The organism is Acinetobacter parvus DSM 16617 = CIP 108168 (genome assembly GCF_000368025.1).
Classification (GTDB): Bacteria; Pseudomonadota; Gammaproteobacteria; order Pseudomonadales; family Moraxellaceae; genus Acinetobacter; species Acinetobacter parvus.
In genome coordinates, this window is record NZ_KB849212.1 from 979,217 (window position 1) to 999,342 (window position 20,126).

Below are 20,126 nucleotides of genomic sequence, written 5' to 3' on the forward strand. Positions count from 1 at the left end.
CATACAGAAACACTGCATTGTACCGCTATTTTTTGTTCATTGAACAGGGTTTGGCGCGATTCAACAGCGAATGTTGCTACTTACAACAACCCACATACATTTATCTCTATTTTTGTTTTTTTCTCAATGATCAAAGCTTCCTAATTTGTTTCGCTTACAATTTTAAAAACTGCTTCGGTGTGACACCTGTCCAGCGTTTAAATGCACGCCCAAAGGCACTTTGATCAGCATAATTTAAACGTTCCGCAATTTCTGACAATGATTTGCCCTGTTGTAAATACAATTTACTCTGCTCTAAACGGTATTGATCCAGAATATCCTGAAAGTTCAATTGATAGCTTTTGAGCTGACGCTGCAAGGTACGTTCTGAGCAGTGCAAACGTTTTGCAATATAACTCTGTAGAACTTCCTCTTGCTGCAACAAGCCCTGCTCAATATAACCTTGAATTTTCTGTCTGAACTGCTGTTGCTGTATCTCAAAAGAACTCATGCTATTTAACGATTGCTGAGCCTGATGAGAGAGCACATGATTCAACTGTTGATCCGCGGCAATACTTTTCGCCTGCAAAATCTGATTGGAAAAACGAATTGCATATTGTCCAGCCTGTACCTGAATGGCACAGCCATAAAATTTTTCAAAATGATATAACGCAGTATTCGGCGCATAACCAAATTGAATCATTTGCGGTGGCATTAAAGCATCTTGCACAATTGACTGGGCAATTTTAAAAATCAACGCCAAATTTAGCTCATACATTTCCCGATAATCACTATAAGACGCACTCCAAACAATTTGAATATAATTAGGACTTACGCATTGACGGATTCAAAAAAGTATTAAAATAGTTTATAAAGTATCTGTGATCAGACGAACTAAACATGCTTCTACAGCAACTTGTACATTACCCATTTATATGGGCTTTCTCATGACAGAACCGAACTCTATTAGCTGCACACAACTTGCCGAGACTTATAATATCTCGCATGATAGTGTAAATCGCTTTCTAGAGCGTGAAGACTACACACCTCACGACCTATATCAAGAAGCAATTCAACATATTGATAATAATAAACTTATAGTCAGTATTGATGATACTGTTTTAGATAAACCATATAGTCAACATATGGACTTAGTTAGCTATTTTTGGTCAGGCAAACACCACCGATCCGTCAAGGGTATTAATCTCATTACCTTGTATGCGACAGATCAGAATGGTCAAAATATTCCAATTAATTTCCGAATTTATGACAAATCTGAGGGTAAAACCAAGAATGATTACTTTATGGATATGTTAAGTGAAGTACTTAGTTGGGGTGCAAAGATTCAATTTATTACAGGTGATAGTTGGTATTCATCGACTGCAAATCTAAAAACCATAAGAAAACATGGTATTCGATTTATGTTTGGTATCGACTGTAACCGTAAGGTTTCCCCAGAAAAAGGACAATGGTTTCAACTGCGTTTATTGCCAGATTTCCATCAGGGTCAAGTGGTCTGGCTCAAAGATTTTGGCTTTGTACAATTATTTAAGACTCAGTTAAAAGAACAGCAGAGGTTTTATATTGTGTATCAAGATGAAGATGATTTATTGTCCTTTGAGGGTTTTCATGAATTACATTCAAGTCATTGGAAAATAGAACAATATCACCGAGTGATTAAACAGGTTTGTCATATTGAAAAGTTTCAAGTAAGACGATCTAAACTGATTTTGAATCATATTTTTTCAGCCTTGATGGCCTACGTCGAGATACAAAAGAACCAGTTTGAGGGGATCTTTGAAAATGTATATCATTGGCAGAAGAAATTATTTAGACCAATGATCAAAAACTTCATTGATGACTTTATTCTCGATAAAAATCATCTGCTACCACAGAGAGTCTATAAATAACAGTGCGTAAGTCCTAATAATCAGAAAACTGCTGAACATTCAGTTGTTCTAAATTGGTCTGTTTAAAGACTAAAGAATAATAACGTTGTAAAAGCTGTAACGCCTGTTGCAGATCTAAACTGGTTGAAGCCAAATATCCCATTAAACCCAAATCTTGCAAATTGGCATGTTCAGCCAATACTAATGTAATCGGTCGAGGGAAATAAGCTTGTGCAGATTGCAAAAGCAATGCATAACGTTCGACATCAAAATCATGCTCATCTGGATTTTCTAAACAGGCATGAAAAGCTTGCCAAAGTTCAGGTGCAACAACTTTAGACAAATCAATGTTTTCCTGCTGTAGGACACGATTCAACAACCGTAGGTATCCAATAATAATTTTAACTGACATATGCCGATCTCATCCTGATCTGTCGTTATTTGTATAAAACTTGGCTGTAACTGTCAAAACATTTCATCGGACTTTTTCCATACTGAGTTTATGCAAAAGACAAGGAATAGCAAAAATGAATGCACATGTTTCCTATCAGGCTGATCCAATTGTAAGAACAAACCTAGACTTTCACCTCAATGAGGCTCCACGTTTCTGGTTTGGTGGCGATCCATTCCGTACCCGCATGTTTGATGCATTAAGCCTGACATTTCCTGATGGCGAACGCTACTTCATTGAATGTGTACGTTTATTCCGCGACAAGATCAATGATCCTGAGCTACAGGAACGTGTGGCAGACTTTATTCGTCAAGAAGCCCAGCACGGCATTGCCCATGACAAAATGAACCAGATCATGAAAGATCAAGGCATGCCTGTGGATCAGTTCACCAACCGTTTGAAAAAAATATTTAGATTTGAATTGAAGCATCGCTCACCACAATACAATATTGCCATGACGGCCGCGGCTGAACATTTAACCGCCCTGATGGCAGATACATTCTATAGTAAGAAAGAAACATTGGCAGAGGCTGATCCTTTTGTTCGCGCGCTGTTCGCATGGCATGCAATTGAGGAAATGGAACATCGTGATGTGGCTTTTGATGTCATGCAACAGGTCGGTGAAGTGCCTGAGTTTACCCGTAAATCTGCATTGGTGATTACGACGGTGTTAATGTTTGGATTTACCCTTTATCGTACCGACGTGATGCTAAAATGTGATGGTTTCAGTTTAAGACAACGTTTTGATATGGCGCGTAAAGGCTTACCTTGGTTCTTTGGCCGCAACGGTATTTTGACAGCAAAAAGAGCGCAATATAGCGACTGGTTTAAAAAAGACTTCCATCCAAATCAACACCCAATTATTCGTCAATACGATGTTTGGATTGATACTTTAGCCAAAACCAATGACCCAATTGCAGCGGGTGAAGCTTTTTGGCAAGCAGCAATATAAAATCTCATTAGAGCCTCCCTTTTTTTAAAGGGAGGTTTGGAAAGATTTCTCAATAATCACCACTTTTCATTCTGCTGTTCAAATAAACCATACTGATCATTCAACACCAGTAACTCACCATTTTCTTGCTCAATCGTGCCACTCACTTTGGCTTGCCATTGATTAAACTGACTTCCGATTAAACGTAAATTGATATTTTCAAAACGACACCACCCTGTTTGCACCAACAAGTTTAATCGGGCATCCAAAGAGCGAATTGACCAACACTTTTCATTCTGCTGTTCAAATAAAACATCCGTGAGTGGATATAAACGACCATCGACCCACAAGGCATTTTCATTGCCAAAGCTTTCATTCACACCCGATGCAAGGTTAAGTCCAATACGACGATCTTGTTCATCACGGAACTGACAAGACAACCAGAACCAAGCCGTTTCAGGGCGTAAAAAACCACAGGTATCATCTAATGATGCAAGGCTTTGTGCATTAAATTTTATCTGTTGCTGTTTTGGACTTATAAAATAACCTTCAACCGCTAAGGTGGTTTGCTTTTGCGTATACGTCCAACCAGTGATCCCAGTTGGGCTACATAAGCTCAGTGCATCAGTCCCCGCACAAAAGATACGCGCTTTAAGCTGAACTTCACCATGTCTGGTGATTTGGATATAGCGCACACCATTGGCGTGTTTCATGTTAAAACAATAGCCTGATTTTTTAAAATAGCTTTGACTAAATAGCGGTTGTTCATCCAGTTTGGTTTGATAGCCAAAAGGTTGAATTGCATTGCATTCAATCACTTGTTCAGCTTGATGATCATAGATATAAAAGAAAGCATGTCCAGCCCACGATAAATCAACGATTGCGACGCCGATACTGTAGTGCTCATGCTGTATACCGCAAAACTTGAATTTCTTATATTTTAACTGTTTACGCCAGCCTTTAAGTATCTGACCATACGGCGTTTTATAGATATAGTCATCGAGGTTAATTCCAGATGGTACCTGATCAAAACGCCCATAACGTGGCTGACCATTGGCTTGTATCAAATCCATGATTTTTGATTCCGTGACCGCATGAGAGCATCCTGTCTATCATAGCCGCTAATTCATAATATTTACTCAAAACCGTTCACAATTTTTGAGCACATTTCAACTTCTCTCGATCTTTATTTCATTCACATTAAAGTTCAATTTTTCATCAAATATTCATACTCAAGTTTTATTTTAAAAAACAATCTTAAACCACTCGATCAAAAAACATGACTCTACATCCATTATTAAAAGTCAACGCGTTGGGATTCATAGTATTAGCACTGACAGCATGTAACGACAACGATGATCAAAATAGTTCTGCAACCCAACCAGAACGACAAAATCAAAGTATTAATATTTTAGCTTTCAATGATTTTCACGGTAATTTAGAACCACCAAAACGTTTTATTGAGGCTGAAGACCCCACTGACACGAATAAATCGGTACGAATTCCTGTAGGTGGTGTCAGTTATTTTGCAGATGCAATCAATAAACTCCGTGCTCAATATCCTAACAATGCCGTGGTATCTGCGGGTGATTTAATTAGTGCCTCACCACTTACCTCATCCCTATTCTTGGATGAACCGACCATTGAAACCATGAATGAAATCAAAATTGATTTTAACGCGGTTGGTAATCATGAATTTGATCGTGGAACTGATGAATTACGTCGTTTGCAAAATGGTGGTTGTCAGCAATATACCACCACTAAACCTTGTCAAATTAACAAAGATTTCGCTGGTGCAAAATTTAACTTTTTAGCAGCAAATGTCTCTTTGAAAGCTGATCCCAAAAGAACACTATTTCCTGCATATAAAATTAAGCGCTATGGCAATATCCCTGTTGCGTTTATTGGTTTGACCCTAGAAGCAACACCAACAATTGTCTCAGCGGCAGGTATCAAAGATGTTGATTTTCATGATGAAGCCGAGACTGTCAATTCACTTATACCTGAGTTAAAAAAGCAAGGGGTTGAAGCAATTGTCGTAGTGGTACATGAGGGTGTAGCGCCAAGTACTAAATTTAATGCGAAAACCTGCGCAGGTTTAAGTGGACCTTTGACTGGAATATTAGATCGTTTAGATACTGCGGTTGATGTCGTGGTTTCAGGACACACCCACCAGTCTTATATCTGTGACTATTCAACCTTAAACCCACAAAAACCATTTCTATTGACCTCAGCAGGACAATACGGCACAGCAATTACCAACATTAAACTTGAGCTCGATGGTAAAACTGGGGATGTCATCAAGAAAGATGCTCAACAAGTACCAATTCAAAGCGAAGCATATACGTCTGGAACGACTACGGTTAACTTGACTAACTTATATGAAAAATTTAACAAGACACCAAGTATCGAAGCGATTCTGGATAAATATCGTCAAGCTGTAACTACAATTTCTGCACGTATCGTAGGCACTGCGACCACAGTCATTAATCGAAATGCAGCTGAAAGTGGTGAAACCGCTTTAGGTAATTTAATTGCAGATGCCCAACAGGCAGCAGCTTTAACTGCAAGCAATCAAGGCTCTGATTTCACATTAATGAATCCAGGTGGGGTACGTGCTGACCTTCAAACCAACAGTAATAATCAAATTACTTTTGGAGATGTATTTGCAGTACAACCTTTTGGTAATTCGATTGTCACTTTAAGTCTGACAGGCCAACAAATCCGTGAACTATTAGAACAACAATGGTCTGGGGCAAATGCTAATCGACCGCGTATATTACAACCATCTAAAGAGCTGAGTTATGCTTATAAAAAAGATGCAACTGCTGTCCCACGTGCTACTCAAATTATGATTTCTGGGCAGGCTTTAATGGATAGCAAATCTTATCGAGTCACCGTAAATAGTTTTATTGCAGATGGTGGCGATAACTTTACTGTACTGTCAAAAGGAACCAATCGTGTAGGTGGTGGACAAGACATTGATGCATTAGAAAAATACATCAACCAAAATTCACCTGTTCAAGCACCTGAAACCAACCGTATTAAAGTTATTCAGTAGTTCACATAAAAAATGGGGAAGCTTTCGCCTCCCCATTTTTTTATGATATTTAATCAATTGGAAGATAAGTATTTTGCCAAGTTATCGGCTTAAACAGACCTTTCACTAAATGCACATAACGCCCTGCAACATGATCGATTGGGATACAATCATCCACCTCAATAACACGGTCAGTATGTGGTTTACCCCACTCTGGTGGAATCAACTGCTTCGCAATCTGTTTAGCATGAGTAGTATTTGTAGCAACCACCAAGTGATAACGATGTAACTCGCCAAATTGATTTGCTGAATATCCGCCGAGATTGATCAAATATAACTTTTGCTCGTCTACTGCTGGGGCAGCAAGCGCGAAGTGAATTTGATAATCTACACCTTGCGTCTGAACTCCAGAAAACTGAGCCCAAGCGTCAATATGTAAACCCTTCAACTCACCAAACCAAGCTTGTTTCAGTTGAGGAATGATCTCCTGCACATCATCACCGATTGCCATAACCACATCATGGACTTCGGTAATGGCTTTAGCATGTCGACCACCCAACATGACCATAAACAAACTTGGCATGAGGTTGACTTACATTTCAACCATTTCGACGCCATCAATACGGGCTACCGTCATTAAATCTTTATCACCACGACCTGAAACAGTCGCAATGATGATTTGATCTTTTGACATTGTTGGTGCCAGTTTAGTGACATACGCCATCGCATGTGAACTTTCTAAAGCAGGAATAATCCCTTCAATTTTGGTGAGATCACGGAAACCTTGTAGAGCTTCATCATCCTTAATCGGAACATATTCAACGCGTTTCATATCTTTCAAGAAACTGTGTTCTGGTCCAACACCAGGATAATCCAAACCGGCGGAAATACTGTGTGTTTCAATGATCTGACCTTGTGCATCAGACATGAGGTAAGTACGGTTACCATGCAATACACCAACATGACCTGCATTCAACGGAGCAGAATGTTTACCTGTTTCAATACCGTAACCAGCAGCTTCAACGCCATACATTTTGACATCTTGATCATTCAGGAATGGATAGAACAAGCCCATAGCATTTGAACCGCCACCAACACAAGCCACCAAAGCATCAGGTAAACGCCCTGCTTGCTCTTGGATTTGACGGCGCGCTTCACGACCAATAATCGACTGGAAATCACGAACTAGCTGCGGATATGGATGTGGACCAGCCACAGTACCAATCACGTAATAAGTGCTATCCACATTGGTGACCCAATCACGCATCGCTTCGTTCATAGCATCTTTCAATGTTTTTGAACCGCTTTGCACAGGCACAACCTTCGCACCAAGTAAACGCATGCGGTATACATTCATCGCTTGACGTTTAACGTCTTCCGCCCCCATGAATACCACACACTCAAGGCCTAAACGCGCCGCGATCGTTGCTGTCGCAACGCCATGCTGACCAGCACCTGTTTCTGCAATGATACGTTTTTTACCTGATAGTTTTGCCAATAAAGCCTGACCAATGGTGTTATTGACCTTATGTGAACCTGTGTGATTTAAGTCTTCACGTTTCAAGTAAATCTGCGCACCGCCGAGCTGCTGTGACCATCGCTCTGCATGATAAAGTGGGCTAGGACGACCAACATAGAACGCAAGATCACGGTCAAATTCTGCCAAAAACTGTGCATCATTTTTCATACGACCATAAAGACTTTCCAAGTCTTCAAGTGCAGCCATCAGCGTTTCTGATACAAAACGCCCACCATGAATCCCGAAATGCCCCTGAGCATCTGGAAACTGGGTGTAGTCAATCGCCTGATTTTGTTGACTAAGGTTTTGCTGATCCACGTTGGACTCCTTGCATAAATTTTTCAATGAGTTGTTGGTCTTTTATACCTTTTGCGGACTCTACGCCTCCGCTGACATCCACAGCAAAAGCTGCTGTAGTATCAATAGCGTCACTCACATTTTCAGGGGTTAATCCGCCTGCCAAAATCAGTGGAATATCGAGTTGGGGAAACTGGTTCCAGTCGAAACAGTGGCCTGTTCCACCTTTTAAATCAGGATGCCACGCATCAAGTAGAACCGCACTGGCTCCCACAGCTTGATAGCGCTGAATTTCGGTCAAAATATCTAAATCTGGTTGAACCTGTATGGCCTTATACCAACGGCGTTTGCATTGTGCCGCAATCTGCTGGCATTGTTCAGGACTTTCATCACCATGTAGTTGTAATACATCTAAAGGAACTGAATCAAGTACGCTTTGTATTTCTTCTGCACTCGCATTTACAAACAGGCCAACCAGTTGCACATAAGGTGGAATAAGTTTTGCCAACGATTGCGCTTGCTCAATAGTCACATGGCGAGGACTAGGCGGGAAAAATACAAAACCGATTGCATCTGCGCCTGCCTGCACCACAGATTGAATATCTTGTGCTCGAGTTATTCCACAAATCTTGGCGCGAGTTCGCATTTGAGATTGGCGCATGATGTGTCCAATTTAAAATGAATATTTTGAAACCATCGCATTGTAATGCAATTTGACTCACTTGGGGCAAAGTTCATTTCGAAATGCGATTGTTTAAAAAACGTTAACACTTTATACTTCGCCCAATATCGCAACAAGTCTAAAGCAAATTCTTTTGCTTATAGGGAAGTTGGTGAAAATCCAACACTGCCCTCGCAACGGTAACACCGAATTATTAATCTCAGCTCTAAGCCAAATCACTGCATCAGAATGATGTGGGAAGATGATTAGTAGCATCACGATTGTGATGATATAGTGAAGTCCGGAGACCTGCTTGTTGTTCATTTCCACATTAACATTCACGATGGGTGAATGTCTGGAGCGACATCATGTCTACTATTTTTCAACCGACACGTTTAGTTGGTGCTATCGCTATTGCGATGGGGTTTTGTTCAACTACTTTTGCTCAAGATCAATCAACAGAAAAAACAGCAACGCTCGATACAATTGTTGTGACAGCATCTCGTAGTGAACAAAAAATCAAGGATGTGCCTGCACGTATCTCTATTGTAGAGCCACAGATTGTTGAACAATCCCCAATCGCATCCTTACCTCAATTGCTACAAACTGATGCATCTATCAATATGGTGCAAAGTGGTGGCTATGGGCAAACAGCGGCAATCTTCCTACGTGGCACCAACTCTAACCACACTTTGCTTTTAAGAGATGGTGCCCGCCTGAATTCAAATACATCTGGCGCAGCATCCCTACCCTTTATTGATACGACTGACATCAAACAAATCGAAGTATTAAAAGGCCCAGCCTCGGTACTATATGGCGCAGATGCGATTGGTGGTGTGGTCCAGCTCATTTCAAAAACACCTGACAAGACATCCGCCTTTATAACAGGTGAAGTTGGTGAGAATAAAACCTATAAATCAGTGATTGGTGCCGATTTGGCAGAAAATGGTTTTTATGCACAAATTCGTGGTCAACGCCTAGAAACGGATGGTACCCCTGTTACGGATGCCAAAGACAATAAAAAAGCCAGTTTTGATCAAAAAGGTTACAGTGCAAAAGTCGGTGTAGACAAGCAAGACTATGCTGCCTCTGTTGATTACAGTGAAAACCAAGGCTATAGCGATTACGACAACTATGGAAACTTAGTTTCACAAGACTTTAAAAATGAGGTGATCAACTTAAAAGGCCGCCTAAATGTGCTGGATAATTTAGCTATTCATGCACGCCTTTCTCAATTCAAAGACAATCTGGATCAAAATGACTCACCAGATTATGTATACAGCACCACGCAGGAAGCTGAGCTTTATACAAAATGGCAATTCTCGCCTGCACACAATGTTTTGTTGGGTTCAACCTTTAAAGATATCAAAGGCGATGTTTACTCTAAAAACCTCTGGGGCGGAGCGGATGTTAAATACAATGAGTCAGTCAATACCATTGGCTATTTTGTCCAACATCAATACCAGCAGGATGGGCTAGAAACTCAGGTTGGTGTCCGTGTTGAAGACAACGATAGATTTGGTACCCACACTGTAGGTCAGGGTGCTATCCGTTATCAGGTTCTCCCATTGACAAGTGTCTATGCAAATATTGGTTCCGCTTTCCGTGCCCCAACAACCAATGACTTATATGCCGTTTCGTGGGGTGCAAACCCTGATCTAAAGCCAGAAGAAAGTTTCTCTTATGAAATGGGTGTAGATCAAAAGCTCAACGACAATATTGAGTTAGGCTTGTCTGTTTATCGCAATAAAGTCGACAACCTGATCAGCTATCAGGCTGGTAAATTGATTAATGTCAACAAGGCAACCTTTACGGGTGGTGAAGCATCACTGCAATGGCAACAAGATGCTCTGTTTTTCAACACCACTTATGCCTATGTTCAGGCCAAAAATGATGAAACCAAGAAAGACTTGAATCGTCGTCCTAAACAAAGCTTGACTTTAACCACAGGTTGGGATGACGGTGTTTATGGCATTTCTGCATCTGTTGTTGCAAAATCCAACTCAAAAGACTTTGCGGACTACCCATCCACCACGCCAACAATTAATCCTGGTTATGTCAGCACCAATGTGAATGCATATTGGCAAGCGACCCCAATGATCAAGCTGTTTACCAATGTTGAAAATATTGGTGATGTCAATTATAAAACAGCTTATAACGGCAATGGTGTTTACTATATCAATGGTGGTCGCATCGCTTCTGCGGGTGTCACATTTCGTTATTAATCGTGTGCTAAAACAATAAAAATATTTCCTTAACTCCAGTTTCGGGATAATGTTCTGACCGGCATTATCCCCTTTTTATTTTAGGACAAGAGCAACAGAACTATGGGACATCGTTTAAGCAAGATTTATACACGCACTGGCGATTCAGGCACAACGGGTTTAGGAGATGGTTCACGGGTTGCCAAGGATGATTTACGCATCACTGCACTGGGTGATGTGGATGAACTGAACGCGACCGTTGGTGTACTCCGCGCACAAATCACTGCCAGCCAAATTGCAGATAAAGACCACTGGGACAAAAGTCTGAGCCTGATTCAGCACTGGCTGTTCGATTTAGGCGGTGAGGTATGCATTCCCAACTACCATTTACTCCAACCCGTTTGTATTGAATTTCTTGAAAAAGAAATTGACCGTATGAATGAAAGTCTGCCAATGCTGAAAGATTTTATCCTCCCATCAGGCACTTTGGCCTGTAGTTATGCGCATCAGGCGCGTGCTGTCTGCCGTCGTGCTGAGCGTGCCCTGATGTCGGTGCATACACGCGATCAAAATATTCAGGCAACCGCTTTACAATTACTCAATCGTTTATCAGACTGGCTGTTTGTGGCTTCACGCAGTTTACAGCGTGCCGAGGGTGGTAGCGAAGTGCTGTGGCAGAAGAATATCAATGACAGTATTGATCCAGCATAAAGATGGTTTAGGTAGAAAATAAATGCGAATTATTGGTCATCGTGGGGCACGTGGAGAAGCGCCTGAAAATACGCTGGGTGGTTTTCGTTATTTGCATGATCTAGGGGTACGAGCTGTCGAGTTTGACGTGCGGCAACTACAGGATGGTCAGTTAATTGTCATCCATGATGATAATTTTCAGCGTACCACAGGCCGTTCACAGCATGTTGAAAGTTGTGATTTGGCCACAGCACAGCAGTTTGATCATCGCCATCAATGGCAGGCTTGGGAAAATGAAGAATACACCCCACATTTAACCGATGTGATGGCATGTTTAACCGAGTTTGAACACATTGAAGTTGAAATCAAGGCCGTTGCAGATGAAGCAGCGGCTGAACGCCTGATCTTAAGCCTGCATAATGAACTCAAGGGCTTTGAAAAGAACGCAACCATTACCAGCTTTGATGTGAAGATTTTAACCGCCTTACAGCAACATCACAGCCATTTTAAACGTGGCTTGTTGGTTGAAATTCCACTTGGTGAATATGCGATTGAACTGGCCCAGCAATATGGATGCTGCCAGATTGGCTGGAAAGACCAACTGGCAACCGATGAAATCATTAAACTCACTCACCAAGCAAAACTTGATATTAGTGTCTGGACTGTAAATGATGTGGAACGGGCGAAGCATTTACAGCAGTTAGGAATACAAGGCTTAATCACTGATGTACCAAGCACTATGCTCAGATCATTGTCCTTGTAAAAATTGCTTTATAAACAATTAAAATATGGGATTGGGGCGAATACATCACTCCTTGTTCTACGATTCATCTTTTAGGTTGTGCCTGAATCAGACGCTGCCCTTTAGCATCAAGCAGATATAAATTTGCACCATCAAACTGGAAACGCTCAACCCGCTGAATGAGATCCATCAAATCTGCTTCCTGCGCCAAAGCCTTAGGGCAACTATCGTGTCCAGCCATAACATCAAAATCAAGTTTCTGCTGAGCAAAGTCATATGTATAACGACCATAAATAGCGTTACAGCCTGTATGACCAGAGACAGTCTTTGTCACCGAGTTAAGCAGGAAACTCGGATACTGGTTAAAAAACAATGCACGCCTATTCTGAACGGTCATAATTTGCCATTCAATGTCCTGCACACCATCGCTACTTTTACGAACCTGCATTGCAGGAGGCTGAACCACACGTTTCGGTTGCAAGGTGGTTTTCTGCACTGTTTTGGGTTGACTCTGGCAGGCAGCCACCATCACAACAGCCGACAGAATCAAAGTTTTATGAAAAAAAGATTTCATGGAAAAAATCGGATTTTTCATGGTAATTTGCTCACACATTGATTTGTTTCACCTTTTAATCAATATACCAGTTAGGCAAGCGGAATTCTATTACGGTTCTTTCAGTACAACTGTAGAATAATGCTAGTGTTCATTTATCTGGGCGTGCTAATATCAATAATAAAATAGCAATATATCGTTGTGATTGGTTTTGCTATCTCGTTTAGTTTTATTATCTTGTACAAACAAGGTTACTAGGAGCGCTGACGGATATGACTTCCGCCCCACTCAAAAAAGCACCCATTAACTGGACTGCTAGCATTACCTTAATTGGAACACCAATTCTTGCGATTATTCTAATCCCTTTATACGCTTATTATTATGATTTTAGTGTAAGTGCCTGGGTCAGTTTATTTTTTCTTTTGGCATTAAGCAGCCTGGGAATTACAGCAGGTTATCACCGTCTTTGGGCACACCGTGCCTATGAGGCCGCTTTACCACTTAAAATCCTGTTGATGATTGGCGGTACTTTCGCTGTCCAGAACAGTATCCTGTTTTGGGCTTCAGGCCACCGCACCCATCACCGTCATGTTGATGATGTCGATCAGGATCCGTATTCAATCAAACGTGGTTTCTGGTATGCACATCTGGGCTGGATGATTCGCGACCACTCACCCTCTGAACCTGATTACAAAAATGCACCTGACTTAATCAATGACAAGCTGGTGATGTTCCAGCATAAATACTATGTGCCAATGGTCATTGCAGTTCATGTGGGCTTATTGGGTGGTGTTGGCTGGGCAGTCGGCGATGTTTGGGGTGTCGTTCTACTGGGTGGTTTACTACGTCTGATCATTAGCCATCATGTCACCTTCTTCATTAACTCTTTATGTCATATGTGGGGTAAACGCCCTTATACTGACGAAAATACCGCACGTGATAATTTTATCCTAGCGATTCTCACTTGGGGTGAGGGATATCATAACTACCATCACATTTTCCAGTACGACTACCGTAATGGGGTAAAATGGTGGCAATACGACCCTACAAAATGGTTAATTTGGACGAGTGCAAAGTTAGGCTTAGCAAAAAATTTACGTCGTATTCCAAGCTTTAATATCCAGAAAGCTGAACTTGCGATGAAGTTTAAATATGCTGAACAAGATCTCGCGATTTATGGTCATGATGTCAATACTGACATCTTGCAAATGAAACAACGTATTGCTCAAGAATATGAAGCTTTTACATTAACTCTAAACGATTGGGCGAAGTTAAAAGAGCAAGAGCTACAAGCAAAAAAAGCAGCAATGGCCGAAAAAATCCATCAAATGGATCATAAGCTTAAGGTTGATTTCCAGTTGCTTGAACATCGTCTTGCTCACCATCGTGAATGTTTGGAAACATTGATGCGTAACATCAAAAAAGCGCCTGTTTCAGAATAAAAAATACTCAATAAAATGGTCTCTTTAGAGGCCATTTTTTATGCCTATTTAAATATTCAGTTCATGACCACAATTCACTATTTTAGACCTATCTTTGCTATAGTCATCATTCAGCTTCTTGCCATGATATTGACCTATGCATTTCAATCCTCGCTATTCATCTCTCAATTCAAAGCTCTATCATCAGCAACAACCAAGTCCTTTACGTGGCGCAAAAGCTGGTCACTTTAATGAAGCGTTAGCCGATGAATTGCAATGGAATGAAGAGGATAAAGCCAATTGGGTTGAGATTTGTAGTGGGCAAAAAACCTTTGCTGAATTCACTCCATTAGCGATGGTGTATGCAGGTCATCAATTTGGACAATGGGCTGGACAGTTGGGTGATGGTCGTGGTTTGTTGATTGGACAAATTCTCAATCAGCAGGGACAAACTATTGATCTTCATCTTAAGGGTGCGGGTTCAACCCCCTATTCACGTATGGGTGATGGTCGTGCGGTATTGCGTTCGGTGATTCGTGAATATCTGGCTGGACATGCACTGAATGCTCTTGGCGTAGCATCTAGCCATGCCGTTGGTTTTACTACATCGACACAAGGTGTACAACGTGAAACTCTTGAACTTGGTGCAATGTTATTACGCACGTCTGAATGTCATATTCGTCTAGGGCATTTTGAGTGGATCAACCAATATGCCCCTGAACTTTTAACTGAATTTACGCAAAAATGTATTGAATGGCATTATCCTGAATGTTTAGAAGCAGAGAATCCTATTTTGGCGTTCACTGAGGCGGTGGTTGAAAGAACTGCCATTATGATTGCCAAATGGCAATTGGTGGGCTTCGCGCATGGAGTCATGAATACCGATAATTTAAATATTACAGGCTCAACCTTAGATTTTGGTCCGTATGGCTTTATGGAGCGTTTCCGCCCGAACTGGATCAACAACCACTCCGATTATCAGGGTCGCTATACTTACCAAAATCAGCCAAGTATTGGGCACTGGAATTTGTGGACATGGTTGAACAATCTTATTCCTTTAGCTAAGCCTGAGCATAAAGAACACTTCAAACAGGATTTGGCGACTTGCCTAGAAAAGTTTGAACCGACCTTTTTAGAACATTATGGTCAGGGTTTATGCCAAAAAATGGGACTCCCCCATTTTCATAAAGACAGTTTAGATTGTAGTTTTGCATTCTTGCGAATTTTGCAAACGGAACAACTCGACTATACGCAAAGTTTTATTCGCCTACAGAACAAGGAATATAAAACCCTCCGTGATGATTGCTTAGATCTACGTCAGTTTGATGCTTTTCTCCATCAATATCAGGAGATTCGCAAAACTCAAGAGAGAGACGAGTTAGATCGAGTTATGCAAAGCGCTAATCCTCATTATATTTTACGCAACCACATGGCACAAAAAGCGATTGAACTAGCCGAACGTGGTGATTTTAGTGAGGTTGAACGTTTGTTTAAGCTACTGAATCAGCCTTATTTAAAACAACCCGACTTAGAAACTGAACAAGATACTGCACCTTTACCAAGTGATGTGCCTGAAATAATGGTGAGTTGTTCATCTTAATTCTAAACAGTTTTAGTTCCCTTGTGCTGCTATCGCGACTCAGGCGAGTTGTTCGTTTTAAAAGAATATCCCGAGAAGAACGTTAAGGGTAAAAATAATGTCACAACAACAAAGCTACAGTGAATATTTTTATTTCACTGTGGCTTTGTTGCATAAATATTTTGCAAGATACTGATTTTTAAGGGGTTTTCTAAAATTTTAATAAAAATAAATATAATAAAATCATAGTGTTAGCTATTTCTGCAACAAAGCCGATCGAGATTCATTAAAACTGAATGAGCATATTGCTGATGTAGTGGAACAGTTACGACCTTATAAAAATACCTTACAGCAGCTCTTTTTTAATCCTCAATATTCACTCGGTATCAGTGCAACAGGACATATTGAAAATCCACATCACCGACCTGTCAGCGCAGCCAATATTAGACAATTGTTTATGCTAGCTTTGAGTTTAGATGTGGATTATTATTTTGCTTAGTCTCTACCATTGATACTGGGCAAACAATTGAGCGCCCATCCTCTTGGCCTGGTTGGTATTTAGATCATCTGCAATATATTTCAAGCCAAAATTTTGATGCTGTACTGATAAGCCTAAAGCATGGGTCTGAGGTTCAAAATGGATTCCCCATTCTACACCTGTATCCCAATAAGCGTTCAATTGCCAAAGACTATTATATTGATTGCTGATTGAACTCATACCTAAACGCCAATTCTGATCTGACTGATAATTTAGATCAGTATAAATTTTAAAAGGCAGCTTCTGCGTATATTAGACCTCTTGCGAAAGTAAAAACTGCCTCAATATAGATTTCATGAAATATCAGAAATTAAACCGTTTTTCAGATTCTGAATTCAAGCGCTTGGTTGGCGTACCTCGACCAGTTTTTAGTGAAATGGTCGAAGTTTTAAAAGAAGCAGAATCACTTAAAAAGAAATTTGGGCGTCCTCATACTTTAGCTATAGAGGATCAATTATTATTAACACTCAATTACTTACGGAATTACAGCACTCAATTGGAATTGGCTGCAAATTACCATATCGCTGAAAGTAATGTGAATCGAACCATTAAAAAGGTTGAAGATGCATTAATGAAATCAAGGCGTTTTACCCTGCCAAAACGAAGCATTACAACAGCAGACGAACAATTTAACTGGGTCATTATTGATGCTACAGAATGTTCAATAGAACGCCCCAAAAAAAAATCAGAGTAAGTTCTACAGTGGTAAAAAGAAGAAACATACGCTAAAAGCCCAAGTGATCTATCATCCGAAGAGCAAACAAATCATAGGAGTAGATATATCTTCTGGCAGTCAGCATGATATTAAATTGGCAAGAAAAACAGTTAAGAAATTCAAACATTGTGAATATGTTATGACCGATTTAGGGTATTACGGATTAGAGCAAGATGGATTTAAATTGTTGATTCCAATCAAAAAAAGAAAAATTTCCCATTATTTAAAGTTGAGAAAAATTACAATAAAATGATTGGAAAAATACGAGTTGTGATCGAACACATTAATAGTCAATTGAAAAGATTTAGAATACTCAGTGAACGCTATCGAAATAGACGGAAAAGATTCGGTTTGCGCATTAACTTAATTGCCGCACTGGTAAACCGGATGAACTTGCAATAACGACTTTCGCAAGAGGTCTAATGACAATCGATTATTGAATAGAAAGCCCTTTATTAATAAAGGGCTTATATTTTTTACTCATCAGGATATTCAAAGCGGTAACCCACTCCATACACCGCCTGAATCCATTCATGGCGATTGCCTGTATCGGCGGCTTCGGTGATTTTACGGCGCAGGTTTTTAATATGGCTGTCTATCACCCGATCAGCCACATCAAAGCTGTCAGGGTTAATATGATCTAACAATTGCGCACGTGAATACACCTGCCCAACATGCTCCAAAAATAATTCCAATAAACGGAATTCTGTCGGTGTTAAAGTGAGTGTTTTTTGCTGATACCAGATGCGTTGCTGCGCCTTATCAATACGGAATAAATCATCTTGTTCAGGTTCAGCCTTACGCTCCAAACGGCGTAACACCGCCTGAACACGTGCCACCAGCTCTTTCGGACTAAAGGGTTTACAGATATAGTCATCTGCGCCCATATTTAAGCCCAACACGCGGTCAATTTCTTCAGTCCGTGCTGTTACCATGATAATCGGCAAATCAGACTGTTCACGTACTTTACGGCAAATGGTTAAACCATCCATACGAGGAACCATCAAGTCTAAAATCATGAGACTGGGTTTACGTTGTTGAAACTGGGTATAAGCATCCTGACCATCATGAAACATACTGACCTCAAAACCAGCCGCCTCCAAATAATCCCGAACCAGCTCTGCCAGTTCAACCTCATCCTCAACCAACATAATGTGTTTCATGGTCTTCATCCTATCCATTATCCTCAAGCAAAGAGGAGCTAAAAAGTTATTTGATCTGTTTTGGGAAAGTCAGCACACAACGCAATCCACCTAAAGGTGAATGATTAAAAGCAAGTGAACCACCTAACGCCTGCGCAAGTTTACAAGACAAAGCCAAACCTAAACCTGTTCCGCCAGTGCTACGGGTACGGGAGTCATCCACACGATAAAAACGCTCGCCTAAACGCGCCAACTGCTCATCACTTAGCCCAAATGGGCTATCATCCACATACAGTACCCATTCATGCTCATTTTGTTGAGTGTGAATCTGTATTTTTCCACCCTGTTCCGTGTAACGCACACAGTTCCCTAACAAATTGACGATAATCTGTTTAAAGCGATCACGGTCTAAAGATAACAACGCACCCTCACCTGACAGTGAAACTTCCAACTGATTCTGCTCAAAAGTCGATTTAAAATTCTCAACCTCCTGCAACACCACATCCCAAGGGTTGACTTCAGCAAAATAGCATTTCAACTGCTGTGCATCTGCCTGTGCCAAATCCGCCAAATCTTGTGTTAGCTTCTTTAAACTACTCACTTGACGCATCATTGCATCAAGGTGCTCGGGGGTTGCTTTACGAATTCCATCCTGCATCGCTTCAATCTGCGCTTGTAACACAGCCAAAGGTGTTTTTAATTCATGAGAAGTATCTGCGACCCATTGACGGCGTGATTCCTCATGTTGATGCAAAATATCAGCTAAATGATTCAGTTGATTAGATAAATCTCCCAATTCATCATTTCGCTTAATCATAACCTGATGTTGGTAATTTCCACGCGTTAATTCCAACGTCGCATTGAGCAAACGTTGAATTGGCTTTTTAAAATAAGTTGCCATCAATAATGCAGCCACCAAACTGGAAAGCACCGTTAAGGCATAAACTAAAAGCAAATAACGCTTTTGATTACTAAAGAAATTGATACTTGATGCATCATCCTGGTCCAATACGGGTTTTAAGCCGAGATAACCCACAACTTTTTGATCGACCAAAATTGGACGATAGGCTATTTGATCAGTTGCAGGTTCGCCCACAATAAATTGGTGTTTTTCATCATATAAAGACAGTCTTGAACTTAAACCTAAACGATCTGGAATTGATACAAAACGCTTTTTAACATGTTCAGATGATGAACTAGATTTGCTCTCTTGCTCGTCATCTTTCGCATCTTTCTTTAATCGAAATTGGCTCGGACTCAAAGGAAAACGTAAGCCTTCAAAGGGTTGATATTCTGATGGTAAATTTTGTTTAAGAATCTTTAATTCTTCATCATTAAAAATCTGACGATTTTTTAATTCGGTGTTGTTTTGAGCTAAAGTGGGTGAAAGCGATAATAAGGTATGGTCATTAAAATAACGTTGCTGTAAGGCAATATCATACTGACGGCGCAACCACCACTGAGACAAGCGATCATAATCATCAGGTGCTGCGTTCCCTTCAATTTGTAAAATCTGCGCCTGAATGGCATTCCCCCAGTCATGATAAACCGTATAAACATTACCTAGATTCGCAATCAAACGATCTAATTTTTGCATTTCCACATCAGCAACATAACGTGCGAAGTTCTTTTGCATGGTCCAATGCAATACCCCTAAACTGATTGTTGCAATCACTAAGGTAGTGAGTAATACCGTTAAAAATAAACGTATGGCTAAAGGCATGCGACGAACATTCAAAAGCGAAATCTCAATAGTGTTCTATTTATGGATTGTA

General features: G+C 40.5%; 17 protein-coding genes, 3 pseudogenes and 1 riboswitch. Of the genes and pseudogenes, 10 read left to right on the forward strand and 10 right to left on the reverse strand.

The features are described from left to right. Window positions 1–154: 154 nt before the first annotated feature. Window positions 155–808, reverse strand: a pseudogene (locus tag F988_RS11240) (helix-turn-helix domain-containing protein); the annotation flags it as partial. A gap of 52 nt (window positions 809–860) precedes the next feature. Here F988_RS11240 and F988_RS11245 point away from each other — a divergent pair. Further along, window positions 861–1,889 carry an IS701 family transposase gene (locus F988_RS11245; RefSeq protein ID WP_082187174.1) on the forward strand — a complete coding sequence of 343 codons (1,029 nt, stop codon included), beginning with the start codon at window positions 861–863 and terminating at the stop codon, window positions 1,887–1,889. Between the two features lie 16 nt (window positions 1,890–1,905). Here the strand turns inward: F988_RS11245 and F988_RS11250 are convergent. Continuing rightward, window positions 1,906–2,280: pseudogene (locus tag F988_RS11250) on the reverse strand (AraC family transcriptional regulator ligand-binding domain-containing protein); the annotation flags it as partial. 115 nt (window positions 2,281–2,395) lie between these two features. On the opposite strand from F988_RS11250, the gene F988_RS11255 reads away from it, so the two are divergent. After that, window positions 2,396–3,271 (forward strand): metal-dependent hydrolase, encoded by an 876-nt coding sequence (locus F988_RS11255; RefSeq protein ID WP_004683095.1) that lies wholly within the window; start codon window positions 2,396–2,398, stop codon window positions 3,269–3,271. A 56-nt stretch (window positions 3,272–3,327) separates the two neighbouring features. On the opposite strand, the gene F988_RS11260 is transcribed toward F988_RS11255, so the two are convergent. After that, window positions 3,328–4,323, reverse strand: coding sequence for a DUF2804 domain-containing protein (locus tag F988_RS11260; protein ID WP_004683097.1), 996 nt, complete (start codon window positions 4,321–4,323; stop codon window positions 3,328–3,330). Window positions 4,324–4,529: 206 nt separating this feature from the next. On the opposite strand from F988_RS11260, the gene F988_RS11265 reads away from it, so the two are divergent. Continuing rightward, the gene (locus tag F988_RS11265) at window positions 4,530–6,311 is read left to right on the forward strand and encodes a bifunctional metallophosphatase/5'-nucleotidase (RefSeq protein WP_004683098.1); all 1,782 of its coding nucleotides are present in this window, start codon (window positions 4,530–4,532) and stop codon (window positions 6,309–6,311) included. Window positions 6,312–6,360: 49 nt separating this feature from the next. On the opposite strand, the gene F988_RS11270 is transcribed toward F988_RS11265, so the two are convergent. From F988_RS11270 to F988_RS11280, 3 genes are read right to left on the reverse strand one after another with little or no spacing between them, the layout of a single operon-like run. After that, window positions 6,361–6,873 (reverse strand): DUF1543 domain-containing protein, encoded by a 513-nt coding sequence (locus F988_RS11270; RefSeq protein ID WP_004683100.1) that lies wholly within the window; start codon window positions 6,871–6,873, stop codon window positions 6,361–6,363. 9 nt (window positions 6,874–6,882) lie between these two features. Further along, entirely contained in the window at window positions 6,883–8,127 is a 1,245-nt protein-coding gene (trpB, locus tag F988_RS11275) for a tryptophan synthase subunit beta (RefSeq protein ID WP_004683103.1), read from the reverse strand. After that, window positions 8,108–8,767, reverse strand: a complete 660-nt coding sequence (locus F988_RS11280) for a phosphoribosylanthranilate isomerase (RefSeq protein ID WP_004683104.1) — start codon at window positions 8,765–8,767, stop codon at window positions 8,108–8,110. Before F988_RS11280 ends, trpB begins: the two co-directional genes overlap by 20 nt. 118 nt (window positions 8,768–8,885) lie before the next feature. Next, window positions 8,886–9,098: riboswitch (cobalamin riboswitch) on the forward strand. Between the two features lie 37 nt (window positions 9,099–9,135). Here F988_RS11280 and F988_RS11285 point away from each other — a divergent pair. The 3 genes from F988_RS11285 to F988_RS11295 all read left to right on the forward strand — a co-directional run bounded on the left by F988_RS11285 (window position 9,136) and on the right by F988_RS11295 (window position 12,424). Then, window positions 9,136–10,992, forward strand: a complete 1,857-nt coding sequence (locus F988_RS11285; RefSeq protein ID WP_004683105.1) for a TonB-dependent receptor plug domain-containing protein — start codon at window positions 9,136–9,138, stop codon at window positions 10,990–10,992. 102 nt (window positions 10,993–11,094) lie between these two features. Beyond that, window positions 11,095–11,682 carry a cob(I)yrinic acid a,c-diamide adenosyltransferase gene (locus tag F988_RS11290; RefSeq protein ID WP_004683106.1) on the forward strand — a complete coding sequence of 196 codons (588 nt, stop codon included), beginning with the start codon at window positions 11,095–11,097 and terminating at the stop codon, window positions 11,680–11,682. Between the two features lie 22 nt (window positions 11,683–11,704). After that, complete coding sequence (locus F988_RS11295; RefSeq protein WP_004683107.1) at window positions 11,705–12,424, forward strand: glycerophosphodiester phosphodiesterase; 720 nt, start codon at window positions 11,705–11,707, stop codon at window positions 12,422–12,424. A 64-nt stretch (window positions 12,425–12,488) separates the two neighbouring features. Here F988_RS11295 and F988_RS11300 read toward each other — a convergent pair whose 3' ends face one another. Then, entirely contained in the window at window positions 12,489–13,016 is a 528-nt protein-coding gene (locus F988_RS11300) for an META domain-containing protein (RefSeq protein WP_004683109.1), read from the reverse strand. A 212-nt stretch (window positions 13,017–13,228) separates the two neighbouring features. Here F988_RS11300 and F988_RS11305 point away from each other — a divergent pair, with 212 nt between their 5' ends. The 3 genes from F988_RS11305 to F988_RS11315 all read left to right on the forward strand — a co-directional run bounded on the left by F988_RS11305 (window position 13,229) and on the right by F988_RS11315 (window position 16,455). Further along, a complete protein-coding gene (locus F988_RS11305; protein ID WP_004683110.1) occupies window positions 13,229–14,398 on the forward strand; it encodes an acyl-CoA desaturase in 1,170 nt (389 codons plus the stop codon). Between the two features lie 136 nt (window positions 14,399–14,534). Then, window positions 14,535–15,977: a protein adenylyltransferase SelO gene (locus F988_RS11310; protein WP_004683112.1), complete on the forward strand. Its 1,443-nt coding sequence runs from the start codon at window positions 14,535–14,537 to the stop codon at window positions 15,975–15,977. Between the two features lie 295 nt (window positions 15,978–16,272). Further along, complete coding sequence (locus F988_RS11315) at window positions 16,273–16,455, forward strand: hypothetical protein (RefSeq protein WP_010589480.1); 183 nt, start codon at window positions 16,273–16,275, stop codon at window positions 16,453–16,455. Between the two features lie 3 nt (window positions 16,456–16,458). On the opposite strand, the gene F988_RS11320 is transcribed toward F988_RS11315, so the two are convergent. Continuing rightward, window positions 16,459–16,674 (reverse strand): hypothetical protein, encoded by a 216-nt coding sequence (locus tag F988_RS11320; RefSeq protein WP_004683113.1) that lies wholly within the window; start codon window positions 16,672–16,674, stop codon window positions 16,459–16,461. Window positions 16,675–16,789: 115 nt separating this feature from the next. Here F988_RS11320 and F988_RS14780 point away from each other — a divergent pair. Next, window positions 16,790–17,611 (forward strand): annotated as a pseudogene (locus F988_RS14780) (IS5 family transposase). Between the two features lie 74 nt (window positions 17,612–17,685). Here the strand turns inward: F988_RS14780 and F988_RS11330 are convergent. Continuing rightward, complete coding sequence (locus F988_RS11330) at window positions 17,686–18,372, reverse strand: response regulator (RefSeq protein WP_004683115.1); 687 nt, start codon at window positions 18,370–18,372, stop codon at window positions 17,686–17,688. A 46-nt stretch (window positions 18,373–18,418) separates the two neighbouring features. Continuing rightward, window positions 18,419–20,089 carry a sensor histidine kinase efflux regulator BaeS gene (baeS, locus tag F988_RS11335; RefSeq protein WP_026040071.1) on the reverse strand — a complete coding sequence of 557 codons (1,671 nt, stop codon included), beginning with the start codon at window positions 20,087–20,089 and terminating at the stop codon, window positions 18,419–18,421. Window positions 20,090–20,126: the final 37 nt, after the last annotated feature.